The sequence below is a fragment of the Parasynechococcus sp. genome (assembly GCF_042954325.1).
In the GTDB taxonomy this organism is placed as follows: Bacteria; Cyanobacteriota; Cyanobacteriia; order PCC-6307; family Cyanobiaceae; genus Parasynechococcus.
In genome coordinates, this window is sequence record NZ_JBGKDS010000012.1 from 136,440 (window position 1) to 156,407 (window position 19,968).

Below are 19,968 nucleotides of genomic sequence, written 5' to 3' on the forward strand. Positions count from 1 at the left end.
GCCAAGTCATGCCCGAATTGGGTGTCCTGCTCATCGCCACCCAGGCCATGGCCGCTCCAGGCGATCTGCTGAACCTGTCCCTGAACGCCTCGGCGGTGCTTCCGGAGGCCGCCGTGTTGCTAACGATGTTGGCCACGCTGTTGGTCGACTTGGCCGGTGAGAAGGCAGCTGCACGCTGGGTTCCACCGATTTGTTACGTCGGATTGGGCGGGGCCCTGGTCCTGCTGGCCCTGCAATGGGGTGCTCCCCCGGAGCCGTCCTTCTTGGGGGCATTTATTTCCGACAACCTTGCGGTGGCCTTCAGGGCCGTGATCGCTCTCTCCACCCTGTTGTCGCTGCTGATCAGCTGGCGTTACGCCGAGCAAAGCGGAACACCGGTCGGTGAATATGCGGCCATCCTCCTCGCGGCAACCCTCGGCGCGATGTTGCTCTGCGGAGCGACCGATCTTGTCAGCGTCTTCATCTCACTTGAAACCCTGTCTGTCGCTAGTTATCTGCTGTCGGGATACATGAAGCGGGATGCCCGCAGTTCCGAAGCAGCGCTCAAATATCTCCTGGTCGGTTCGGCGGCAGCTGCCGTTTTCCTTTACGGCTCATCCCTTCTTTACGGCCTTAGCGGCAGCACAAGCCTCGAAGAAATTGGCGTTGCCCTGCAGACCAGCACCACCCCCATTGCGGCTCTGGCACTGGTGTTTGTTCTGGCCACGGTGGCCTTCAAGATCGCAGCGGTGCCGTTCCACCAGTGGACTCCCGATGTCTACGAAGGTTCGCCGACCCCGGTGGTGGCGTTCCTGTCCGTGGGCTCCAAAGCAGCTGGCTTCGCGCTTGCACTGCGCATTCTCGTCGGCTGTTTCGGTGCCTTCGACGGTCAGTGGAAGCTGCTCTTCACCGTGCTCGCCGTGCTGAGCATGACCCTTGGCAACGTTGTTGCCCTGGCACAGACATCGATGAAACGGATGCTGGCCTACAGCTCCATTGGTCAGGCTGGGTTCGTGATGATCGGGCTGGTCTGCGGAACTGAAGACGGATTCGCAGCGATGGTGCTCTACATGGCGGCCTATCTGTTCATGAATCTCGGCGCCTTTGCCTGCATCATCCTGTTCTCGATCCGCACCGGAAGCGATCGAATTTCGGATTACGCAGGTCTCTACCAAAAAGATCCTCTGATCACCCTCGGCTTAAGCCTCTGCCTGCTCTCCCTCGGCGGCATTCCTCCAATGCTTGGGTTCTTCGGCAAGATCTATCTCTTCTTTGCTGGATGGGCTGATCACCAGTACCTCCTGGTGGTCGTTGGTCTCATCACATCTGTGGTGTCGATCTACTACTACATCTCGGTGATCAAGATGATGGTGGTGAAAGAGCCTCAGGAAGCATCTGATGTCGTGAAGTCCTACCCCGAGGTGCGCTGGTCGCTGATGGGGATGCAGCCTCTCCGCTTTGCCTTGATTGGTTGCGTCGCCATCACAGCCATCGGCGGAATTCTGTCCAACCCACTGTTCCAGTGGGCGAACGAGGCCGTGACAGAAACACCGCTTCTTCAGCAAGCGATTGCGCAATCCGCTCAGGGGGGCCTTGGCTGATCACGGTGATTTAGCTCCGAATCCCGTTGCTGAACTCAGCAACGTCAGCAAGGTCTATGGAAGCGGTGACCTCGAGGTTCGTGCTCTCGATGGTCTCAATCTGACCGTCAAACGAGGGGATTACCTGGCTGTCATGGGAGCCAGCGGATCTGGCAAAAGCACCGCCATGAACATTCTGGGTTGTTTGGATCGGCCCAGTTCCGGCAGTTACCGATTGAACGGCACCGCCGTTGAGCAGCTGGATGATGATTCCCTCGCCGATGTGCGCAATCAATCGCTGGGATTTGTCTTCCAGCAGTTCCATCTCCTGCCGCAGGCCACGGCGATGGACAACGTGATGCTGCCGATGATTTATGCCGGCGTCCCCGTCGATGAACGTCGCGAACGCGCCCGTGATGCATTGATTCGCGTGGGATTGCGGGAACGTCTCAACAATCGCCCCAATCAACTCTCAGGCGGGCAACAACAACGCGTTGCCATCGCGCGAGCGATCATCAACAGACCAGCCCTGCTGCTGGCGGATGAACCCACAGGAGCACTGGACTCGACGACCACCGCAGAGGTTCTCGATCTCTTCGATGATCTCCATCGCCAGGGGATCACGCTTGTTTTGGTCACCCATGAAGACGAAGTGGCCGAACGAGCCAAAGAGGTGGCTCGCTTTCAAGATGGTCGGGTCGTGGAACTCAATCGCTCTGGCCTGAGCCGGACGAACACGATCCAGCTGCGATGACGGCCCTGTCTGCCCCCCTGACGGTGGCCGTCGTGGAAGACGATCCGCGCATCCGGCGGCTGATCGAAGATGAGGTGGTGGATGAAGGCCACCGCGTGGAGTGCTTCAACAGCGCCGAAGGCTTCCTCGAAGCAATCACGCCCGATCGTTTCGACCTGGTGCTGCTGGATCTCCTGTTGCCTGGGATGACAGGTCTGGACTGCCTACTGGCTCTGCAAGCGTTGCCAACGGCCGAACAACCGACCGCACCGGTCATCGTTGTCACGGCTCTGAACGACGGCGACATGCGCGACCAAGTGCTCAAAGCCGGCGCTCAGGAGTACATCCTCAAGCCGGATCTGTTTCTGCGCCTGCCTGATCTATTGATGCAGACGTCGAAACGGCCAACAGTGGAACCGTGATCGTGACGCTAGTTTCTGTCTGACCTGCCGGCAACAGAGCCTGAGTCAGGGTCATCCCTCCATCCCAGGCCTCAACCAACTGGCGCACCAGGGGTAAACCCAGGCCGGAACCCTCCACATGGCGCCCGTCCCGATCGATCTCCGCCCGGATGAAGGGCCGTTGCCAGCGCTGCAGCTCATCTTCAGACACAGGGGGCTCTGAACCAACACTCAGCAGCTCCAACGCACACACGGACTCAGACGGCCGAGGTCGCACGGTCAAGCGAATGGCCGCATCCGATCGGCCATGACGGACGGCGTTATCCAGAAGCTGATCGAGCACCAGGAACAGGGCGTTGTCATCGACACACACCGGCGGCAGCTCCTGCACCTGCTGATCCTGGATCAGGACCCGAGCCTGAGCCCTGGGCGGGAGCTGTTGATACCAATGATCCAGGAGAGACATCAAGGCTGGCTGCGGATGTCCAGCGCGAGGTGGGTCCACCTGAAGGGAAGTCATCAAGGTGAGGTGTTCCAGCAGCTGATGGATCCGTCGCACTTCTTCCCAGGCCACCTGAAGACGGCCCTGAACAGCGTCCGTCTGCCTGTTGTCGCGAATTAAACGGCGAAGCGTCCCGGTCACAATCGCCAGGGGCGTCCGCAGTTCATGGCTGAGGTCGGTCATGAACTGCTTCTGTTGCCGCAAAGCCTCCTCTTCTGGTGTCAGGTCCTGAATCGTGATCAACAGGAAGCGTGCCTCGGGCAGCGCGATGGGTTGCCAACGCAGACGTTGGGGTTGCGTGAGCCCACCAGCGGGTCGCCGCAAACGAATCCGATCGCTGCCGGCCTGGCTTGCCAACGGCTGTGAGCGATGCAGGCCATGGGATTCAGGCACTGCGTCTCCTTGCTCAGAACACATCAGCATCACGTCCTCGAGCTGGCGATTCAGCAACTGAATCGGGACACCATCCAGCAACAGTGATGCGGATGCCTGATTGGCCCAATGAATACGGCGGGCGGAATCAATGATCAACATCGATTCGCCCGCTGCATCAAAGGCGACCTGGAGCATGCCCAACGATTGACGCAACTGCTGAACCAGGGACGCATCCCATCGAGCAGGATCCCCCTTCCCCATGGCGTCAGTCATCCAGCGACAGCGGCCTGAGGGTGGCTGCAAAGGACCAACTGCCGTCCTGAGACTTCTCCGCAACGATGAAATGTTCGCTGTCGATCGCCACTCCGCTGGCGCAAAAGGTCGCCAACGTCAGGGGGTGGTTGAGCACTTTGGACTCCTCGGTGAGCTTGAAACGTGCAAAACCGGCATGGTGCGCATCCCGGAAATTGGCCGGAAGAATCAAACCGAGGGATTTCCCGAGCAAGGCCTCATCCGTCCACCCATAGACCTCGCGGAAGCGTTGATTGATCTCCACGACCATGCCTGTTGCATCAGCTCTCACGAAGGGGAGATCCTCTTGCTGTCGAAGGGCAGCAATCGCATCTACGGTCCACGGCTGGTTGGGTTTCAACAGCACAAACACGTCCTCCGAAAGCCTAGGAAGCACGAGATGACTGTCCAGAACTGTGACTAAGGTGACGTCAGCCCGTGTTGTCCGATGGTGCCGACCACCTCATCACCCCTACGTGTGCTGGTGGTGGATGACGAACGTCGGTTGACCGAATTGCTCAAACTCGAATTGGATGTCGAGGGTTATGACGTTGAAGTCGCGTCCGATGGAGCCACAGGCCTGATTCGAGCGAAGACCAGTCCGACTCCAGACTTGATCATCCTCGACTGGAATTTGCCGGACTTCAGTGGGATCGACATCTGCCAACGGATCCGAGCCGGAGGTCTGACCACGCCGATTCTGATGCTGACGGGTCATGACGAAATCACCGATCGCGTGACAGCACTGGATGCAGGCGTGGATGACTATCTGGTCAAACCCTTTTCCCTCGATGAATTGATGGCGCGTCTGCGCGCGATGCATCGCCGAGCAGATTCATTCTCTGGACCGTCCTCCAGCAACCCGGTGGAGGAAGAGCTTCGGGTCGGTGACCTCGTGATGAACACACGCACGCGCGATGTGAGTCGAGGCGAGCGCAGCATTCAGCTTTCGGTGAAGGAATACGACCTCCTTAATTTCTTACTGCGCGGAGCCGGACGTGTCCTGGAACGTCAAGAGATCATGCACGGCGTCTGGGGAGAAAACTTCTATGGCGATGACAACTTGCTCGACGTTTACATCCGCTATCTCCGCCAGAAAGTGGAAGAACCCGAGGCTCCGACGTTGATCCACACCGTGCGAGGGGTTGGATTCATCCTCCGGGACACATCCCCCTAAGACACGCACTGCATCAGGGCCGTTTCAGTGCCGACATCAATTCACTGACCAAGACCGCCACAGCATCAAGTCCCTCGAGATCCAGGTGAAGCGAATCCAACGCACCTGGCTCGACGGCCACCCAGCCTCCCCGCTCGGGGCGACGCAGCTCAAAGTGCAGATGGGGGCCGGTGCTCAACCCCGTACTGCCGACGCGCCCGATCACCTCACCCTGGCGAACGCGTTCACCGGCACGGACATACAGCTCGGATAGATGGCCGTAGAGGGTCCTGCGATGGGGCCGTTGATGCTCGATTTCAATGGCAAGTCCGTAGCCACCCGCCAAACCGCTGCTTAACACAACACCGGAACGGGCCGCCACCACTGGGGTTCCCTCCGGAGCAGCGAGATCCCGTCCCGCATGCATCATCCAGCTCTGCAACAGCGGATGGCGCCGCCAGCCGAAGGCGCTGCTGGTGACCGCATGACCCATCACCGGAAACAACAACCGACGATCGTTGTTGCCACGCACTGCCGCGGGACGCGGAGTGACAGCAAAGACCGACTCCAGTGAGAAGCCTCCCCCACCTCCCGCGAGCAGAGCGGAGACCGGGACGACCACCGGGGCTTGATCACTGACACCAGAAGCACGTGCAGCACGGTTGAGGCGTGGTTGATGCCGCGATGAACCCGACGGCATCGCGACACCTGTTGCACATTCCTTGCGGGAGAGAGCACCGGATCGGCATCCCAGCCTCAGAGCCGATGACTCAATGGGCGTGGTGAGAGAACCGCGCTGGAGGTTGCGCCGCTCCTGAGGAGTAATGACCCGCAGCCGCTCCAAACGATCCAGGCTCTGATCAGCACCAACGTCGAGCGTCAACGGCCCAATGAAGACGAGTCCCAGGAGAGGCAGAAACAGACGCAGCATCAACCCCAACGCCGCAGACACCGCCGACTGACCCCGCGTCGAAGACAAAGACCACCGTCCGAGCTGAGTCCCTCAATGCCCCAGACCGTCCCATCGATCGGGTCATGCCAAACGTCGTTCCACAGCCGAGCTTCCGCGGCGGACAGGGACAAGGACAGCTGATCGGCACGGGCCCAGGCCAGACAACGGTCCATCGCCACCATCACCTCAGCAGTCCAGCGGGAGGGACTGCCGGCCGCATCTCCCTGCAAACGCCGCAAGGAGGTGGCCAGCGGTGGCACGGGATTCGTCACATTCAGACCCAAGCCAAATCGCACGAGCCGCAGCTTTGAACCGCGGTAGACCAGCCGGGGCAGCAGGCCAGCCAGCTTGGCCCCATCCACCAGCAGATCATTCGGCCACTTGATCCGCACCGGGACGCCCCTCCGCTCCAGCTGCTCAGCCATCGCCACGGCAAGGGCCAGACCCGCCAGCCCAGCACTCCGACCAACCTGTTGAGGCCAGGGCAACGCAGCACTGACCCAGACGCCTCCATACGGTGCGGACCAGGCTCGACCCCGTTGCCCGGTCGCCCGCGTTTGATGCGCTGCGACAACCGCATACGAGCGCTGCAGAGGGCCAGTCGGTAACGCCTTCAGCCAAGCCTCCAGCCAGGTTTCGGTGCTGCTGCAGACCGGCAACGCGCGCAGCTGCCAGACCGCAGAATCTCCGCCGGTGATCGCCCTGTAATGGGCCATGACCCGACCTGAGCCGAGCCGGGACCTAGACGCAACCATCACGACACCCGGCCAATCGATCGACGGCATCCAACAAGACATCAACCGGCTGGACCAGAGCCATCCGCAACCAGCCGCGGCCCCCATCACCAAAGCCGGACCCCGGCGTCAGGGCCACTCCGCACTGACGCAGCAGATCCGCAGCGCAGCGTTCATCGTCCCAACCCCGTTCATGGGCCCAGTCGGGAAGGGGCATCCAGAGATACAACGCCATCTCGGCATTGGGCACTGACCAGCCCATCGCCTGGAGGGCCAAACGCACCCGATCCCGCCGATCCCGATAGATCGGTCGCAGGCTTGCCGGCCAGTCGCTGCAATCGCGAAGAGCGGTCACGGCACCGCGCTGAAGGGCGAGGGATTGGTTGAAATCAATCACCGATTTCACCTGACGCAAGGCTGTGATCAACGGCGCGGCGCCCACCGCAAAGCCAAGCCGAACTCCCCCCATGCACCAGCCTTTGGAGAAGGAGAAAAACTCAATGCCCTGCTCGCGCCATCCGGGACTGCGGAGCAAACTCGGCGCCTCCCCCGCCAGGGAGAGGTCGACATAGGGATTGTCATGGGCGATGACGACGTCATGACGCAGGCCACGATCCATCACCTGATCCAGAACACCCTGATCGCCGACCCGTGCCGTGGGGTTATGCGGGTAGCCCAAGACAAACAGCTTGAGTCGGTCCCAGGTTGACCCCGAGACGGAGGCGAGATTGGGGACCCAGCCATGGGTCGAGGACAGCGGGAGCCGACAGACCTCTGCCCCCGCCAGCAACAGGCCACCCAAGTGGGAGGGGTAACAGGGATCGAGCACCAGAGCTGGATCTCCTGGGTTCAACACCGCAAGGGGAAGGTGGGCTGTCCCCTCCTGTGAACCGACCAACAACTGAACCTGTGATCCAGGGTCAACCGCTACGCCGAAGCGGTGTAAACACCACTCGGCCACAGCCTCCTGGAACGGAGCAGTGCCTGCATTCAGGCAATAGGCAGAGCTACTCGGCTCAAAGATGGCTTGAGCCATCCCGTCCAGCACCGGCTGGGGAGGGCGTAAATCCGACGACCCCAGGGAGAGATCGATCAGTGGATGCTGACCATGGCTTTCGGCGGCCTGCCGGTAGGCCACCTTGCGCTGATCCGTTCGGGCAAAGACACCTCCACCGAGGGTCTTCAGCCGATCAGAGATGTGCATCCAGGAAGCTCTTCAGCTGGGCCTGAGCAATCGCCCCCTCATGGCGGGCCAGCTCCTTGCCCTCGCGGAACAGGATCAGGGTGGGAATGCCCTGCACCTGATATGCGTCACGGGTCTGAGGGTTGCCATCCACTTCGAGCTTGCCGACGGTCAGGGTGGCTGCATAGGTCTCAGCCGCCCAGTCCATCAGCGGAGCAATCAAACGACAGGGTCCACACCAGGGCGCCCAAAAATCGACGAGCACAGTGCCGGACGACTGCAGGACCTCAGCAGCGAAAACGGAGTCGGTGAACTCGTGGACAGCGTTGGCCAATGGAAAAGCGACAGCGATGGCCTGATCTTATGGAGACCACCGCCCGCGCGTCGACGCACTCAAAGCTTGTCGATGGAACGCTTCAGATCTTCAAGATCAGCATCCACGGCTTCCACCTGGACCGGTTTCACCTCAGTGGAGGCATCCGCGGCAGGCAAAGCAACCGCTTCAGGACCACCCTTCAGTTGGACACGGAGGGCTGCCAGCTCATCGTCGACATCATCACCGCTTTCCAGCGCAGCGAACTGGCTTTCGAGGTCGGCTCCAGCCAACTCAGCCGCAGCCTGACCTGTGGCCTCAAGTGATTCAACCTTCTCCTCCATGCGCTCAAACGCAGCCATGGCGGTATTGGTGCCAAGGTTGCCCACGGCACTCTGCAACTGCTGCTGAGCTTTGGCGGCCTCGGCACGGGCCTTCAGCATGTCCTTTTTGGTCTTCGCCTGGGCGATCTTCCCTTCGAGGGCGACCAGACTCTTCTTCAGAGTCTCGACTTGGCCATCCTGAGCCTGAACCTGCGCACTGAGGGAGGTCGCTGTTTCCTGGAAGGTCTTGCGACGGGTGAGTGCCTCACGGGCCAGATCCTCTTCGCCTTTCTTCAAGGCGAGTTCAGCGCGCTCGTACCAAGTACCGGCCTGTGATGCGGCCTGTTCAGCCTGGTTCCGCAAGCGCTTCTGACTGGCGATCGCCATGGCGACTGCCTGTCGAAGCTTGACCAGATCCGCCTGCATATCGGCGACGGACTGATCCAGGATCTTGGAAGGATCCTCCATGCCGCTGATGGCCGCATTGGCGTTGGCACGCACCAAACGGCTGAGCCGGTCAAAGAAACCCATGGAGCAAGCGTTGATCCCCACAGAGGGTAGCGAGATCAGCAAGAACTCCCTCCTAGGCTGAGGAAATGGCAGTAGCTCCTGACTCCCAGCGCCGCAGGCTCAAGGGCCTTGAACTGCTTCAGGCCGCAGCTCCTCCCCCTGCGGAACAGCTCAAAACCTGTCTCGACACACTGCGCCAGGACTGGCGAAAGGACGGCCACCTGGCTGGTTTATGGCAGGACTGGGATCGAATCGCTGGGTCGCGACTGGCCCCCCATTGCCGCCCTCTGACCCTTCAACGGGGGGTGCTGACCATCGGTGCCTCCCACCCGCAATGGCGCCAGGCCCTGCAATACAACCGACTGCAACTGCTCGCTGCACTGCGCGGGGCAGGACATCCCGTGCGCGACCTCAAGATTCAGCAACACCATGCCCCGACGGCGATGACCCCGGAGGATGAACAACGGATCTGGAATCGGCACCCCAGTCGCATTGATGTGCATGGCATGGGCACGTGCCCAAAATGTCAGCGGCCATCCCCCCAGGGTGAAATCGACCTCTGGTCGTTCTGTGGCTTCTGTCGTCGACAGGAATTAAGCCAAACGTCGGGCTAATACCGTTCCGGTCGGGGGTCCTGCCAATCGCGCGTCACGCCATCCGCCATCAGGTCGTCTGCTCGGGTCTGCAATCGGAGTCGATCCAGTCTCCAGAGCTGATAAATCCCGTGATCACCAAGCACTTCAGGGCTGAGGTTCTGCCAGTAGGGCTTGCTGGACGTGCCTCGATCAATCGCGATGAGCACGGTGGACTCGACAGCACCTGGAGCGACCGGGCGACCGGTCCAACCCCGACGTTGATCGTGGGTCAAGCGGTCCGCCAAATTGACGAGGGCGCCATCGGAGCGGCCCTCGAAAAGGATGACCGTTGATGTGTAGAAGTGAAGCGACGGTTTCATGACACCAACCATCGCCAGGGCTTCATCGGGACGCCGTTGCTGAAGCATCTGCTCCGCCACATCCCGCACCGGACGTTGGCGCAATTGATCGGCGAGTTCCGCGATGGGAATCAGTGCGGTCAGATGGAACAGAACCAGAGGCAACTGCATGGCGATCACCCGCTGAATGGGTGATCGACGCAGCAACAGCACCCCCAACAGACCCGCCACGCTGAACCACCCCGCGGCCCGCAACACGAGGCCGCTGGCCAAAAGGTCGTTGACCAACGTGGGCATTTCCGGATCCTCAATGAGGGGAATCCACTGGCCGGACAACCAGAAGCCGAGCGATAACAAGGCGATCAGAACAACCGTCACACCACTGGCGATCGCCACCCCAGGCGATCGCCGTCGCACCGACAGGGCAATCAGCAGAGCAGCGGCGGGCGTCGCAGGCAGCCAGTAACTGGGAAGTTTGGTGGCGGCGGTGGTGAACAACAACAGCACTGCGACGAGCCAACAGGCCGCAAACTGCTGCAGGGACTGCTGTGGATTGGATCCAGCCCTTCGAATTTGCGCCAGACCCAACAGCAGAAATGCCGTGAAAGGCAGCGCTGCAATCAGCATGAGGGGCAGGAAATACCACCAGGGCTGGAGGTGGTTATTCACGACCGACGTGAAACGCTGAAGGTTGTGATAACCAAAGAAACTGTCCCAGAACGGCTGACCTTCCACCAGCAGTTCCGCGGCATACCAAGGCAGGCTGATCAAGGCCGTGATCAATAGACCAGGCAGGGGACGCAGCCGGGTCCAAAGCAATCCCAACTCGTGGCGCAACAAACCGAACGCCAACAGGGTGAGCCCAGACAGCACAACAGCAACGGGACCTTTGGCCAACACCGCCAATCCGAGCACAACCCAGGCGGGAGACCAGTGCTGACCATCAGGATCAGCAAAACGGCGCCACTGCAGCAGCAGACTCAAGCTGAGCAGGGCACAAAGCAACGAATCGCTGACCGCCGTGCGGCTCCAGATCAACACCAACGGGGACAACGCGAAGCTGAGGGGCGCAGCCACCGCGGTCCAGTGGGGATGCGGATCATGCTTCTGCGGCCAGCGCAGCAACGTGTCAGCCAGGCCGAGCATCACAGCCATGCAGGACAACGCCGAAGGAAGTCGCGCTGCCCAGCTGCCCAGGGGATCCCACAGGCCATCTCCCGGAAGGGCGTAGCCCAATCCCATCAACCAATAAACCAGTGGAGGTTTGTCGTAACGCGGCAACCCATTCACCCGCGGTGTGAGCCAGTCACCGGTTTCCGCCATGGCACGCCCGGCCGCAGCAAAGAGAGGGGGGGTCTCGTCGATCAAGCCCGTTGCCCCAAGCCGCCAAAGGGCGATCAACACACCAAGACCGAGCACCAGAGCCAGCACCCGTCGTCGACTGCGGCAGGACAATTTCTCCAACGCCTGCTCACTCAAGACCTGGTGGAGATGTTGACATCTCCGCCAGCCAGCCCCTCCAAAAGCCAGGTCTCGACGCGCTCCGCGAACACATCACAGGACGCATGGGTTTCAACCCATTGGCGGCAGGCCGCTCGATCGAGTTGATCCAGGTGGTTCAAGGCATCGGTCAACGCAGCGACGTCATCCGGTTGCACCAACCAGCCGGTGGTGCCCGATTGAATGAGTTCACCCGGCCCACCTCGGTCGTAGGCCACAACCGGCACACCACAGGCCAGCGCTTCAACGACAACATTGCCGTAGGCCTCATTCCACTTCGGCGTGTTGATCAGGGCACGACAGCCACCGAGCTGCTTCTGCAGCTGGTTGGTGGGGAGAAATCCCCGCCATTGAATGGTTCCGGCGGGAACACTGGCCTCGACAGCCTCGGCGTAGGCAGCGTCCTCACGGAATCCCCAAACCAGCAATTGCTCTCCCAAAGCAGCGGCCGCCGCCGCGGCATCTTCCAAGCCCTTTTCTGGAGCAATGCGTCCCGCCCAGCCGAGGGAACCGTCCGCCACCGGACGGAAGCTGTAGTGCTGTAGGTCGAAACCATTGCCGACCACGCGTGGGGTTGCAGGAAGCGAAAAATCAGCCGCCTGACGCGCCGTATGAAACGCCAGACGACGCTGATCCCAACCGGCCAAGGCTTCGATCGCATCGCCCATCACTGCGGACTCACGTCCCATGCTGATCAGATGGAACAAGCGCACCGAGAGATACGGCGTCATCCACAGGGGCAGCCAGTCGTAGCCGAAATTCAGCAGGGCATCCGCCCCAACCTGTCGGGCATGGGCATGGGCTCGTTCCAACAGCCGGGGCAGCATCCCATCGGCCGGGATGGTGATGTCAGCCGCGTGATCACTGTGCTGCCAACTCGGCTGATCACAACCACTGACCTCGAGCAGATCCAACCGGGAATCGCTGAACGGCAATGTTGATCCAGCACCCGCAACGACGGTGAGGCGATGGCCACGGGCCAACAACCCCTGGACGAGAGAACGCAGGGTCAGCTCGACCCCTCCACCACGGCCACTCCCAAGTGCACCGATCGGGGTGTTGATCAACACCAGATGCAGGCTTCGATGATCCATGGCGATCACACCATCGCTTCAGACACGGCGGCCTGCTCCCACAGGCGCCGCCGCTGGCTGACACAGATCACCGAAGCCAGGACCAGACCAACGCCCACCCATTGCAGGGGATCCAATCGCTCACCCAGGAACCATCCTCCCGTGGCCAAAGCGAAGACGGGGGTCAGGAAGCCAAGGCTGCTGAAACTGGTGAGATCCCGACGGTTGGCAAACCAAAAAAACAACCCATAAGCCACTGCACTGCCCAAAAGACTCGCAAACCCCATCCGCATCCAATCGGTGATGTGCCACGGAGGCAGGGTCCAACCGCGCTCCAGCACAGAACAACCGAACAGAGGCAATCCGCCGATGAGCATGTGCCAACCCGTTGTGGCAACCGGATCACTGTGCCGGGAGGCATAACGGATCAGAACCGTGCCCAGGGCCATCGCCAGCGCCGCTAACAACATCCAACCTTCACCCGGTTGCAACACCACAGTCAGCCCCGGCGCATCCCGCAACAACCACCAGTGCCCGAGCAACTCACCGGGGACACCCAGGCAGAGGATCCCAGCCAAACCAAGGCCCAGGCCCAGCCAGCCGATGGGGTTGATCGATTCGGCAAAGAGACCTCGAGCGAACAGGGCAACCAATAACGGTTGTGAATCGATCAACACCGAGCCAAGGCCAGCGCCGGTCCCCGCCAGACCCAGCGCCAGCAACCCCTGAAAGAGCACGGCATCCACCAGCGTGAACAAGGCAAACCAGCCGAGGTCGCGACGGTCAATGCCAGTGGAACGACCGGTGGCACGAAGCCAAATCAAAACGGCCAGCCCTGCCGGAAAGAGACGCAGTGCGGCCACCAGCCAAGGTCCACCACTGGGGATGAGCGGCGCCATGGCCGTCATGGCGGTTCCCCAAAGCGCAAAGGGCAGCACCATCAGCAGCCACAGGAGTTGACGTGACATGCGATTCGGGGGCAGAGACCTTTTTAAGATCCGAAAGAACACAGTTGTGAGACATGGTCTGGCCGTGGCGCCGAAAATCACGCCGCCGCATGGCGCGGATCGTTGTTGAGGGCGCGATTTCGGGAAGCACGCGCAAACGGGTGCTCAAGGCACTTCGTGAAGTCGAACGCCGTGAATTTCCTGCCCTGCTGCTGCGGGTCGACAGCCCCGGAGGCACCGTTGGCGACAGCCAGGAAATCCATGCCGCTCTGCTGCGCCTGCGCGACAAGGGCTGCAAAGTTGTCGCGAGCTTCGGCAACATCTCCGCATCAGGGGGCGTCTACATCGGAGTTGCCGCCGATCGGATCGTGGCCAATCCAGGCACGATCACCGGTTCGATCGGTGTGATCCTTCGAGGCAATGACCTGTCACGGGTGTTCGAACGGATTGGGATCCGTTTCGACACGGTCAAAAGTGGGAGGTTCAAAGACATCCTTTCCCCCGATCGGCCCTTGGGCGACGATGAACGTGAACTGCTTCAGCAGCTCATTGACAGCAGTTACGGACAGTTCGTGGGTGTTGTGGCCGCCGGACGACAACTCACGACTGACCAGGTCAAGAGCTTTGCCGATGGCCGCGTCTTCAGTGGTGAGCAAGCCCTCGCCCTAGGCCTGGTGGATGAACTCGGCGATGAGGAGCATGCCCGGCGACTCGCCGCCAAAATCGCCGATCTGGATGAGGAGAAAAGCCGCCCGATCACATTGGGAAAAGAACGACGCAAGTTCAGTGGCCTCTTGCCGGGCTCGGCGGTCCTGCATCAACTCCAGACGCGCGTGAGTCTTGAATTGATGGGCAATGGCCAGGTTCTGTGGCTCTACAGACCATGACTGACCCATCCCTGCATCTGGTTGGCCTACGCGGGGCAACCACGTGCCGCGAGAACTCGTTGACGGCCATCGAGGAGGCCGTTCGAGACCTCATCGATGCGCTGGTCGAGCGCAATGCACTCACCCCGGATCGGATTGTCTCTCTGACCTTCTCAGTCACGACGGACCTTGATGCCTGCTTCCCAGCCGCCGTCGCCCGACGCCGCGATGGCTGGGATGGTGTCGCCTTACTGGATTGTCAGCAGATGGCGGTGCAAGGAGATCTGGAGCGCTGCATCCGTGTTCTCGCCCATGCGTGGCTGCCGCTGGGTCAGAACGCACAACATCCCTACCTCGAGGCGGCCAGCCGTTTGCGACCAGACCGATCCAGTCACAACTGACAGATCAGACGCCGGCCCAGACCGTTCTCGCATCGGCATGGGACTCAGGAGAATCCAGACAACGCCCCACGGTCTCGTCCATGCCCATTCAGAGCAAAAGCCTGCGCCGCTGGATCGGCGCCGCTGCCATGACCGGACTGGCTCTGGTGGTCCCCACCGACTTGATCTCCCAAGGATCAGCGGCACGGGCCCAGGGCACTCCAAGCCTGATGGAATTCCGCTGGGATACCGACCGGAACTACCGGAAGCTGTACTACTACCAAACCTCAACACTCGAAAGCGATCGATCCGAGTGGTACCTCACCCTTCGGGCCAAGGACCGCAAAACCGCCGTCTTAAAACTCACGGTCACCATCCCGGATTATTTCGACGCGAAGCTGAAGCCGAAACGGATGAGCCTCTGCCGGACCACAGCCGGCAGCATGATGAGCCGCACGAAGTGCCTGGAGACCATCCCAGCCACCATCGAAGTCAACGACACGCAAACGGCGATCGAAGTGTTCCCGGATCAGCCGCTACCCATGGACGGTGACTACTCCCTGCGCGTCAAGCTGTTCAATCCACGCGGCAAGCGCATGTATCAGCTGAATGCGCTGATCCAAGCGCCTGGCGACGTCCCGATGTCCGGTTACGCCGGCAGCTGGCTGATCGACGTGGACTGACTGATAAATTAGTTAGCTCTGATCGGACGGACGACACAGACGCCATGACCAAACGCACCCTCGGTGGAACCAGTCGCAAGCGCAAACGCGTGTCGGGTTTCCGGGTCCGCATGCGGTCCCACACCGGTCGTCGGGTCATTCGCACCCGCCGCAAGCGCGGCCGTTCACGCCTAGCAGCCTGATTGAGCTGAGCTCAGCCGAACATCACCAACCTCGAACAGTCATGCCCTAAGTGGCCAAGGCAGTTCGGGGTTTTGTTCTGCTTTTCGATGTCGTTCTGCTTGTGCTCCGGTTGATGGCACTCCCAGCCTCGATGCGACTGCGGGGGCAGCGCTGCTTCAACAGGCTGCTTCGCTCCGCCAAGCGGCACCACGGCCGATGGATGGTTCTCCGCACCATCCAAGGTGATCCGACATTGCTGCGTCCTGAACTGCGCTCCGCACGGCTGCAACGCTGCCGCTGCGCGATCGTGATCAGCAGCAAGGTGAGCAAACGCGCGGTGAAACGCAACCGCTTACGGCGGCTGTTTCATGCCCACCTTCGGGAACGACTCGAATCCTGCGAACAACTTTCAGGTCAATGGCTCCTCATCAGCCTTCGACCAGACGCTTCAGCGATTGATCCCGCGCAGTTGCTCGAAGAATGCGACAGTCTTCTTACGTCAGCCGGCCTGCATCCATGACCAGCAGCATTCCGGAAGAAGTGCACTACGAGGGGGGGCCCGCTCGCGGTGATCTCATCTTCAATATCCTTCTGGGCTTCACTCTGATCGGAATTCCCTTCACGATCGGTGCCGTTGTCCGTGCCTTTTGGCTTCGCTTCCGGATCACCAACCGTCGCGTGTCTGTGAGCGGCGGATGGAAAGGAAACGACAAGACTCAAGTGGTCTACAGCCAGATCAAGGAAGTGCGCACGGTTCCCCGGGGGCTCGGCGCCTGGGGTGACATGGTGCTGGTGCTTAAAGACGGGGCACGACTGGAGATGCGGTCCTTGCCGAATTTCCGGGAGATTGAAGCCTTCATCCTCGAGCGAATCGCAGCACGGGCTGCAGCGCCTTCCGAAAAGCCGGTCGAAGGCTTCGCCGCCTAGGCGGATGCTGTTGCACACTGGCCCCACAACGACTCCAACAACGGGACAACCAACGTGATCGGATACATCTCCGACAACCTGCTGATCCCGATCCTGGATTTTTTCTACGGATTGGTTCCCAGCTACGGACTGGCGATCGTGGCACTCACGATTGTCATCCGTGTCGCCCTCTACCCCCTGAGTGCTGGCTCGATTCGTAGCGCCCGTCGCATGCGGATCGCCCAGCCGGTCATGCAGAAACGGCAAGCGGACATCAAGGCTCGCTATGCCAACAACATGCAGAAGCAGCAGGAGGAGCTGGGCAAGGTCATGAAGGAGTTCGGCAGCCCCCTGGCGGGTTGCCTGCCTCTGCTCGTGCAGATGCCGATCCTGTTTGCGCTGTTCGCAACCCTGCGTGGATCACCGTTCGCGGACGTGCCATACACCTTGAATCTCAAGGTTCTTCCGGCCGATCAGATCGCGGCTGTGGAACCGAAGCCGTTCAACAGCGCCAGCCACTCCATCTTCATTGGCGAAACCGACCACGTGCCGGTGATTGCCAGCCTCCCCCGCGGCACCAAATTCGGCGTCGGGGACAGCGCCACCGTCAATCTCCACACCAAAGATGGGCGCCCCTTCTCGGAAGTTCTCGGAGAACTGGACGACGCCAGTCGTTTCGCGCCGACCTGGACGATCACCAAGGGTGACGATGTCGTCGGCGTCAGTCAGGACGGAACCATCACAGCCCTGAGTGCCGGTGACGCCACGGTGGAAGCCAAGATCCCTGGGCTCGCCGCCCGTAGCGGATTCCTCTTCATCAAAGCTCTTGGCCAGGTTGGCTTCTATGCCGACGGTGCCGTCAATTGGGATATCGCCATTCTTGTTGGTGGGTTTGGCCTGACTCTCTTCCTGTCCCAGCTCCTGTCTGGCATGGGCATGCCGGCCAACCCCCAGCAGGCGACAGCCAACAAGATCACACCGGTCATGATCACCGGCATGTTCCTGTTCTTCCCTCTGCCGGCCGGTGTTCTCCTCTATATGGTGATCGCCAACATTTTCCAGGCTCTGCAGACATTCATCCTGAGTCGTGAACCGCTGCCCGACAATCTGCAGCAGATTCTTGATCAGCAGCTCACGCAGAAAACGGTGGCGGCGACGGCAACATCAGCTGGAGTGGTGTCTGACAATCGCCTGCCCTTCGAACCCAAAGGCGGTAAATGATTGACGGACTCGAGCCCATCCCTTTACAGGAACTGCGGGCCTTGGGCGTAGCCAAGGCCTGGACTGTTGAGGGACAGCTCGAGTCATTGCCGACCCTGACCCCCGTCCGCGGCCAGATGAGTGCCGAACATCGAGGCAATGTGTTGTCGGTGCAGGGGGAGTTGTCCACGATCGTCACCCTCACCTGCGACCGCTGTCTTGGCCAGTTCAATCAGCAGCTGGATTGTCAGCCTTCAGAACTGATCTGGCTGGGGGATGCCCCCCCCACCGACAGCGATCTCCAGGAATCAGAAGACATCGCGGCCATGGATGGACTGGTCGAATCCCTCGACCCCCGTGGACTGTTTGACCCAGAACAATGGGTGTTCGAGCAGCTCAACCTGCTCCTGCCCGTGGTTAATCATTGCGGCAAGCACTGTCCTGGGCCTGGCGTTCCCCTGCGCGAGACCGCTGAAGCCCCGCCACAAGCGGCCATCGACCCTCGCTGGGATGCGCTGCGGCGACTCAGCGAACCATCATGAGCAGCGCCGAATGGAGTGAGCATCTCGACCTGTTAATCCGGGCCAGAACCCCCCTGATCTGGGTTCGCAGCACCGAAGAGCAACGGGTGTTTGAGCTCCTCGAGCAGACCTGCCGAAGACTTCAGCATCGGCTCTGCGACTGGAACTTCATCAGCGGTCTGAGCGGCGTGCTGAACCAGGAAGGACTGGGCAGCCGCCAACCCATGGCCGTCCTGCAGTGGCTCGAGCAACTCGATCCGTCGACGCCCACGCTGCTGCTGGTCCGTGATTTCCATCGCTTCTGCGACGACCCCGGCATCGCCCGAATGCTGCGCAATCTGGCGAGCAGTCTTCGCAGCACTCCACACACCCTGGTGCTCTGCAGTGGCGTCTGGACCCCACCCACGGATCTCGAGGAAGCACTCACCCTTCTGGACCTTCCCCTACCGGACGGCACAGATCTACGCGCCTTGATCAGCAGCATCGCCAGCAGCAGTGGCAATGCGCTGACCACGGAGGTGCTTGATGCCCTGGCCCGGGCTTGCAGCGGTCTGAGTGCCATGCGCGTGCGCCAGGTGGCCGCCCGAGCCTTAGCCAAACGGGGGCAACTGGGCATCGAGGACCTGCCTGAGGTTCTCGAAGAAAAACGCCAAACGATCGCCCGCAGCGAAGTGCTGGAGTTCTGCGCGACCGAAACCGGCACAGAAGCGATCGGTGGCCTGGATGCTCTCAAGGCCTGGCTGGATCAGCGCCAACGTGCTTTTTCGGAGGATGCACGGCGGTTTGGCTTACCCGTCCCTCGAGGTGTGTTGCTGGTCGGCCCCCAGGGAACCGGGAAATCACTCACCGCCAAGGCGATCGCCCGCAGCTGGTCGATGCCGTTGTTGCGCCTCGATGTCGGACGCTTGTTCGCCGGTTTAGTCGGAGCCAGCGAAGCCCGGACGCGAGAAACCATTCAGCGCGCGGAAGCCATGGCACCCTGCGTCCTCTGGATCGATGAAATCGACAAAGGCTTCGGCGGGGATGGACGCAGCGATGGAGGCACAAGTCAGCGCGTGCTGGCCAGTGTCCTGACCTGGATGGCTGAAAAGCAATCGCCGGTCTTTGTGGTGGCAACCGCCAATGGGGTTGAGCAGCTTCCCGGCGAACTTCTGCGAAAAGGGCGGTTCGATGAAATCTTCCTGCTCGACCTCCCGAGCACTGAAGAGCGTCGCAGCATCCTGGAACTTCACCTCAACCGCCGACGTCCTCGGCTCAATTTGCCCCTCGAGACCGTTATCAGTCGCAGCGAGGGATTTTCTGGCGCCGAACTCGAGCAGGTGGTGATCGAGGCCATGCACCTGGCGTTTGCCGAAAGCCGAGAGCTGCGCGAAATGGATCTGATCCTGGCCGCCGCCCAGCTGATCCCCCTATCGCGAACCGCACGCGAACAGCTGGACGCCTTGAAAAACTGGGCGAGCAGCGGTCGGGCCCGACCCGCCTCCATTGCGACACGTAACGAACCCTGAACCCAGGTAACGAAGCCAGCCTTGGCGAAAGACGCGACAGGCAGAGCTACGTACGGTCCGCTCAGCGCCAGAAGAGAAGCTTCCATGAACCGTCCGAGTGACCTCACTGCACAGCTCGCTGTCGCCTGCCTCGGTGCCGGAGTGATTACCACCGTCGCCGTGGCCCAAGGTCAAAACCCCCTGACTGCACTGGGCATCACCGTCTTTTCCGCCGTCGCGGCCGTGATGCTCGGCCAGGTGATCTGATCAAGCTGCC

The 19,968-nt window shown here is 61.0% G+C and carries 25 protein-coding genes; 15 read left to right on the forward strand and 10 right to left on the reverse strand.

Going from position 1 to position 19,968, the window contains the following annotated elements:
- The first annotated feature begins 8 nt into the window (after positions 1–8).
- From ACGVKB_RS01770 to ACGVKB_RS01780, 3 genes are read left to right on the forward strand one after another with little or no spacing between them, the layout of a single operon-like run.
- Positions 9–1,580 carry an NAD(P)H-quinone oxidoreductase subunit N gene (locus tag ACGVKB_RS01770; RefSeq protein WP_392349540.1) on the forward strand — a complete coding sequence of 524 codons (1,572 nt, stop codon included), beginning with the start codon at positions 9–11 and terminating at the stop codon, positions 1,578–1,580.
- Positions 1,573–2,313, forward strand: coding sequence for an ABC transporter ATP-binding protein (locus ACGVKB_RS01775; RefSeq protein WP_392349541.1), 741 nt, complete (start codon positions 1,573–1,575; stop codon positions 2,311–2,313). The genes ACGVKB_RS01770 and ACGVKB_RS01775 overlap by 8 nt, the downstream gene beginning before the upstream one ends.
- Positions 2,310–2,714 (forward strand): response regulator, encoded by a 405-nt coding sequence (locus ACGVKB_RS01780; RefSeq protein ID WP_392349542.1) that lies wholly within the window; start codon positions 2,310–2,312, stop codon positions 2,712–2,714. The genes ACGVKB_RS01775 and ACGVKB_RS01780 overlap by 4 nt, the downstream gene beginning before the upstream one ends.
- On the opposite strand, the gene ACGVKB_RS01785 is transcribed toward ACGVKB_RS01780, so the two are convergent.
- Complete coding sequence (locus ACGVKB_RS01785; protein ID WP_392349543.1) at positions 2,641–3,843, reverse strand: sensor histidine kinase; 1,203 nt, start codon at positions 3,841–3,843, stop codon at positions 2,641–2,643. The genes ACGVKB_RS01780 and ACGVKB_RS01785 overlap by 74 nt on opposite strands.
- Positions 3,836–4,258 carry a PAS domain-containing protein gene (locus ACGVKB_RS01790; protein ID WP_392349544.1) on the reverse strand — a complete coding sequence of 141 codons (423 nt, stop codon included), beginning with the start codon at positions 4,256–4,258 and terminating at the stop codon, positions 3,836–3,838. The genes ACGVKB_RS01785 and ACGVKB_RS01790 overlap by 8 nt, the downstream gene beginning before the upstream one ends.
- A gap of 51 nt (positions 4,259–4,309) precedes the next feature.
- Here ACGVKB_RS01790 and ACGVKB_RS01795 point away from each other — a divergent pair, with 51 nt between their 5' ends.
- Positions 4,310–5,038 (forward strand): response regulator transcription factor, encoded by a 729-nt coding sequence (locus ACGVKB_RS01795; protein ID WP_392349546.1) that lies wholly within the window; start codon positions 4,310–4,312, stop codon positions 5,036–5,038.
- A 13-nt stretch (positions 5,039–5,051) separates the two neighbouring features.
- On the opposite strand, the gene ACGVKB_RS01800 is transcribed toward ACGVKB_RS01795, so the two are convergent.
- Genes ACGVKB_RS01800 through ACGVKB_RS01820 form a run of 5 tightly spaced genes read right to left on the reverse strand, consistent with a single transcriptional unit; the run spans position 5,052 to position 9,053 of the window.
- Positions 5,052–5,948: a M23 family metallopeptidase gene (locus tag ACGVKB_RS01800; RefSeq protein WP_392349547.1), complete on the reverse strand. Its 897-nt coding sequence runs from the start codon at positions 5,946–5,948 to the stop codon at positions 5,052–5,054.
- Positions 5,948–6,685: a biotin--[acetyl-CoA-carboxylase] ligase gene (locus tag ACGVKB_RS01805; protein ID WP_392349548.1), complete on the reverse strand. Its 738-nt coding sequence runs from the start codon at positions 6,683–6,685 to the stop codon at positions 5,948–5,950. The genes ACGVKB_RS01800 and ACGVKB_RS01805 overlap by 1 nt, the downstream gene beginning before the upstream one ends.
- A 25-nt stretch (positions 6,686–6,710) precedes the next feature.
- Complete coding sequence (locus ACGVKB_RS01810; protein WP_392349549.1) at positions 6,711–7,907, reverse strand: aminotransferase class I/II-fold pyridoxal phosphate-dependent enzyme; 1,197 nt, start codon at positions 7,905–7,907, stop codon at positions 6,711–6,713.
- Positions 7,894–8,220, reverse strand: a complete 327-nt coding sequence (gene trxA / locus ACGVKB_RS01815) for a thioredoxin (protein WP_392349550.1) — start codon at positions 8,218–8,220, stop codon at positions 7,894–7,896. Before trxA ends, ACGVKB_RS01810 begins: the two co-directional genes overlap by 14 nt.
- 59 nt (positions 8,221–8,279) lie before the next feature.
- Complete coding sequence (locus ACGVKB_RS01820; protein ID WP_392349551.1) at positions 8,280–9,053, reverse strand: PspA/IM30 family protein; 774 nt, start codon at positions 9,051–9,053, stop codon at positions 8,280–8,282.
- A 65-nt stretch (positions 9,054–9,118) separates the two neighbouring features.
- Between ACGVKB_RS01820 and ACGVKB_RS01825 the strand changes: the two genes are divergently transcribed.
- Positions 9,119–9,646 (forward strand): DUF721 domain-containing protein, encoded by a 528-nt coding sequence (locus tag ACGVKB_RS01825; RefSeq protein WP_392349552.1) that lies wholly within the window; start codon positions 9,119–9,121, stop codon positions 9,644–9,646.
- On the opposite strand, the gene ACGVKB_RS01830 is transcribed toward ACGVKB_RS01825, so the two are convergent.
- Genes ACGVKB_RS01830 through ACGVKB_RS01840 form a run of 3 tightly spaced genes read right to left on the reverse strand, consistent with a single transcriptional unit; the run spans position 9,643 to position 13,507 of the window.
- Positions 9,643–11,445, reverse strand: coding sequence for an ArnT family glycosyltransferase (locus ACGVKB_RS01830; protein ID WP_392349553.1), 1,803 nt, complete (start codon positions 11,443–11,445; stop codon positions 9,643–9,645). The two genes, ACGVKB_RS01825 and ACGVKB_RS01830, sit on opposite strands and share 4 nt — an antisense overlap.
- Positions 11,442–12,560: a glycosyltransferase gene (locus ACGVKB_RS01835; RefSeq protein WP_392349555.1), complete on the reverse strand. Its 1,119-nt coding sequence runs from the start codon at positions 12,558–12,560 to the stop codon at positions 11,442–11,444. Before ACGVKB_RS01835 ends, ACGVKB_RS01830 begins: the two co-directional genes overlap by 4 nt.
- A 5-nt stretch (positions 12,561–12,565) precedes the next feature.
- The gene (locus ACGVKB_RS01840) at positions 12,566–13,507 is read right to left on the reverse strand and encodes a DMT family transporter (RefSeq protein ID WP_392349556.1); all 942 of its coding nucleotides are present in this window, start codon (positions 13,505–13,507) and stop codon (positions 12,566–12,568) included.
- 53 nt (positions 13,508–13,560) lie between these two features.
- Between ACGVKB_RS01840 and sppA the strand changes: the two genes are divergently transcribed.
- From sppA to ACGVKB_RS01890, 10 genes are all read left to right on the forward strand, one after another.
- The gene (gene sppA, locus ACGVKB_RS01845) at positions 13,561–14,373 is read left to right on the forward strand and encodes a signal peptide peptidase SppA (protein ID WP_392349557.1); all 813 of its coding nucleotides are present in this window, start codon (positions 13,561–13,563) and stop codon (positions 14,371–14,373) included.
- The gene (gene aroH, locus ACGVKB_RS01850; RefSeq protein WP_392349558.1) at positions 14,370–14,753 is read left to right on the forward strand and encodes a chorismate mutase; all 384 of its coding nucleotides are present in this window, start codon (positions 14,370–14,372) and stop codon (positions 14,751–14,753) included. The genes sppA and aroH overlap by 4 nt, the downstream gene beginning before the upstream one ends.
- Positions 14,754–14,833: 80 nt before the next feature.
- Entirely contained in the window at positions 14,834–15,415 is a 582-nt protein-coding gene (locus ACGVKB_RS01855) for a DUF2808 domain-containing protein (RefSeq protein WP_392349559.1), read from the forward strand.
- A 44-nt stretch (positions 15,416–15,459) separates the two neighbouring features.
- On the forward strand, positions 15,460–15,597 hold the full coding sequence (gene rpmH / locus ACGVKB_RS01860) for a 50S ribosomal protein L34 (RefSeq protein WP_392349560.1): 138 nt from the start codon (positions 15,460–15,462) through the stop codon (positions 15,595–15,597).
- A 113-nt stretch (positions 15,598–15,710) separates the two neighbouring features.
- A complete protein-coding gene (rnpA, locus tag ACGVKB_RS01865; RefSeq protein WP_392349591.1) occupies positions 15,711–16,097 on the forward strand; it encodes a ribonuclease P protein component in 387 nt (128 codons plus the stop codon).
- Positions 16,094–16,504, forward strand: coding sequence for a PH domain-containing protein (locus tag ACGVKB_RS01870; RefSeq protein ID WP_392349561.1), 411 nt, complete (start codon positions 16,094–16,096; stop codon positions 16,502–16,504). Before rnpA ends, ACGVKB_RS01870 begins: the two co-directional genes overlap by 4 nt.
- A 54-nt stretch (positions 16,505–16,558) precedes the next feature.
- The gene (gene yidC, locus ACGVKB_RS01875) at positions 16,559–17,704 is read left to right on the forward strand and encodes a membrane protein insertase YidC (RefSeq protein ID WP_392349562.1); all 1,146 of its coding nucleotides are present in this window, start codon (positions 16,559–16,561) and stop codon (positions 17,702–17,704) included.
- Complete coding sequence (locus tag ACGVKB_RS01880; protein WP_392349563.1) at positions 17,701–18,225, forward strand: YceD family protein; 525 nt, start codon at positions 17,701–17,703, stop codon at positions 18,223–18,225. Before yidC ends, ACGVKB_RS01880 begins: the two co-directional genes overlap by 4 nt.
- Positions 18,222–19,712: an AAA family ATPase gene (locus tag ACGVKB_RS01885; protein ID WP_392349564.1), complete on the forward strand. Its 1,491-nt coding sequence runs from the start codon at positions 18,222–18,224 to the stop codon at positions 19,710–19,712. The genes ACGVKB_RS01880 and ACGVKB_RS01885 overlap by 4 nt, the downstream gene beginning before the upstream one ends.
- Positions 19,713–19,796: 84 nt before the next feature.
- Positions 19,797–19,958, forward strand: a complete 162-nt coding sequence (locus ACGVKB_RS01890) for a hypothetical protein (RefSeq protein ID WP_392349565.1) — start codon at positions 19,797–19,799, stop codon at positions 19,956–19,958.
- Positions 19,959–19,968: the final 10 nt, after the last annotated feature.

Bases quoted from the DNA above. Each gene is read 5' to 3' on its own strand.
- ACGVKB_RS01785 (WP_392349543.1), bottom strand. From the start codon at position 3,843: ATGACTGACGCCATGGGGAAGGGGGATCCTGCTCGATGGGATGCGTCC.
- ACGVKB_RS01890 (WP_392349565.1), top strand. From the start codon at position 19,797: ATGAACCGTCCGAGTGACCTCACTGCACAGCTCGCTGTCGCCTGCCTC.
- ACGVKB_RS01835 (WP_392349555.1), bottom strand. From the start codon at position 12,560: ATGGATCATCGAAGCCTGCATCTGGTGTTGATCAACACCCCGATCGGT.
- ACGVKB_RS01780 (WP_392349542.1), top strand. From the start codon at position 2,310: ATGACGGCCCTGTCTGCCCCCCTGACGGTGGCCGTCGTGGAAGACGAT.
- ACGVKB_RS01770 (WP_392349540.1), top strand. From the start codon at position 9: ATGCCCGAATTGGGTGTCCTGCTCATCGCCACCCAGGCCATGGCCGCT.
- ACGVKB_RS01885 (WP_392349564.1), top strand. From the start codon at position 18,222: ATGAGCAGCGCCGAATGGAGTGAGCATCTCGACCTGTTAATCCGGGCC.
- ACGVKB_RS01880 (WP_392349563.1), top strand. From the start codon at position 17,701: ATGATTGACGGACTCGAGCCCATCCCTTTACAGGAACTGCGGGCCTTG.
- ACGVKB_RS01810 (WP_392349549.1), bottom strand. From the start codon at position 7,907: ATGCACATCTCTGATCGGCTGAAGACCCTCGGTGGAGGTGTCTTTGCC.
- ACGVKB_RS01795 (WP_392349546.1), top strand. From the start codon at position 4,310: ATGGTGCCGACCACCTCATCACCCCTACGTGTGCTGGTGGTGGATGAC.
- ACGVKB_RS01840 (WP_392349556.1), bottom strand. From the start codon at position 13,507: ATGTCACGTCAACTCCTGTGGCTGCTGATGGTGCTGCCCTTTGCGCTT.
- rnpA (WP_392349591.1), top strand. From the start codon at position 15,711: ATGGCACTCCCAGCCTCGATGCGACTGCGGGGGCAGCGCTGCTTCAAC.
- aroH (WP_392349558.1), top strand. From the start codon at position 14,370: ATGACTGACCCATCCCTGCATCTGGTTGGCCTACGCGGGGCAACCACG.
- ACGVKB_RS01805 (WP_392349548.1), bottom strand. From the start codon at position 6,685: ATGGCCCATTACAGGGCGATCACCGGCGGAGATTCTGCGGTCTGGCAG.
- ACGVKB_RS01820 (WP_392349551.1), bottom strand. From the start codon at position 9,053: ATGGGTTTCTTTGACCGGCTCAGCCGTTTGGTGCGTGCCAACGCCAAT.
- ACGVKB_RS01800 (WP_392349547.1), bottom strand. From the start codon at position 5,948: ATGCTGCGTCTGTTTCTGCCTCTCCTGGGACTCGTCTTCATTGGGCCG.
- sppA (WP_392349557.1), top strand. From the start codon at position 13,561: ATGGTCTGGCCGTGGCGCCGAAAATCACGCCGCCGCATGGCGCGGATC.
- ACGVKB_RS01825 (WP_392349552.1), top strand. From the start codon at position 9,119: ATGGCAGTAGCTCCTGACTCCCAGCGCCGCAGGCTCAAGGGCCTTGAA.
- ACGVKB_RS01870 (WP_392349561.1), top strand. From the start codon at position 16,094: ATGACCAGCAGCATTCCGGAAGAAGTGCACTACGAGGGGGGGCCCGCT.
- ACGVKB_RS01855 (WP_392349559.1), top strand. From the start codon at position 14,834: ATGCCCATTCAGAGCAAAAGCCTGCGCCGCTGGATCGGCGCCGCTGCC.
- rpmH (WP_392349560.1), top strand. From the start codon at position 15,460: ATGACCAAACGCACCCTCGGTGGAACCAGTCGCAAGCGCAAACGCGTG.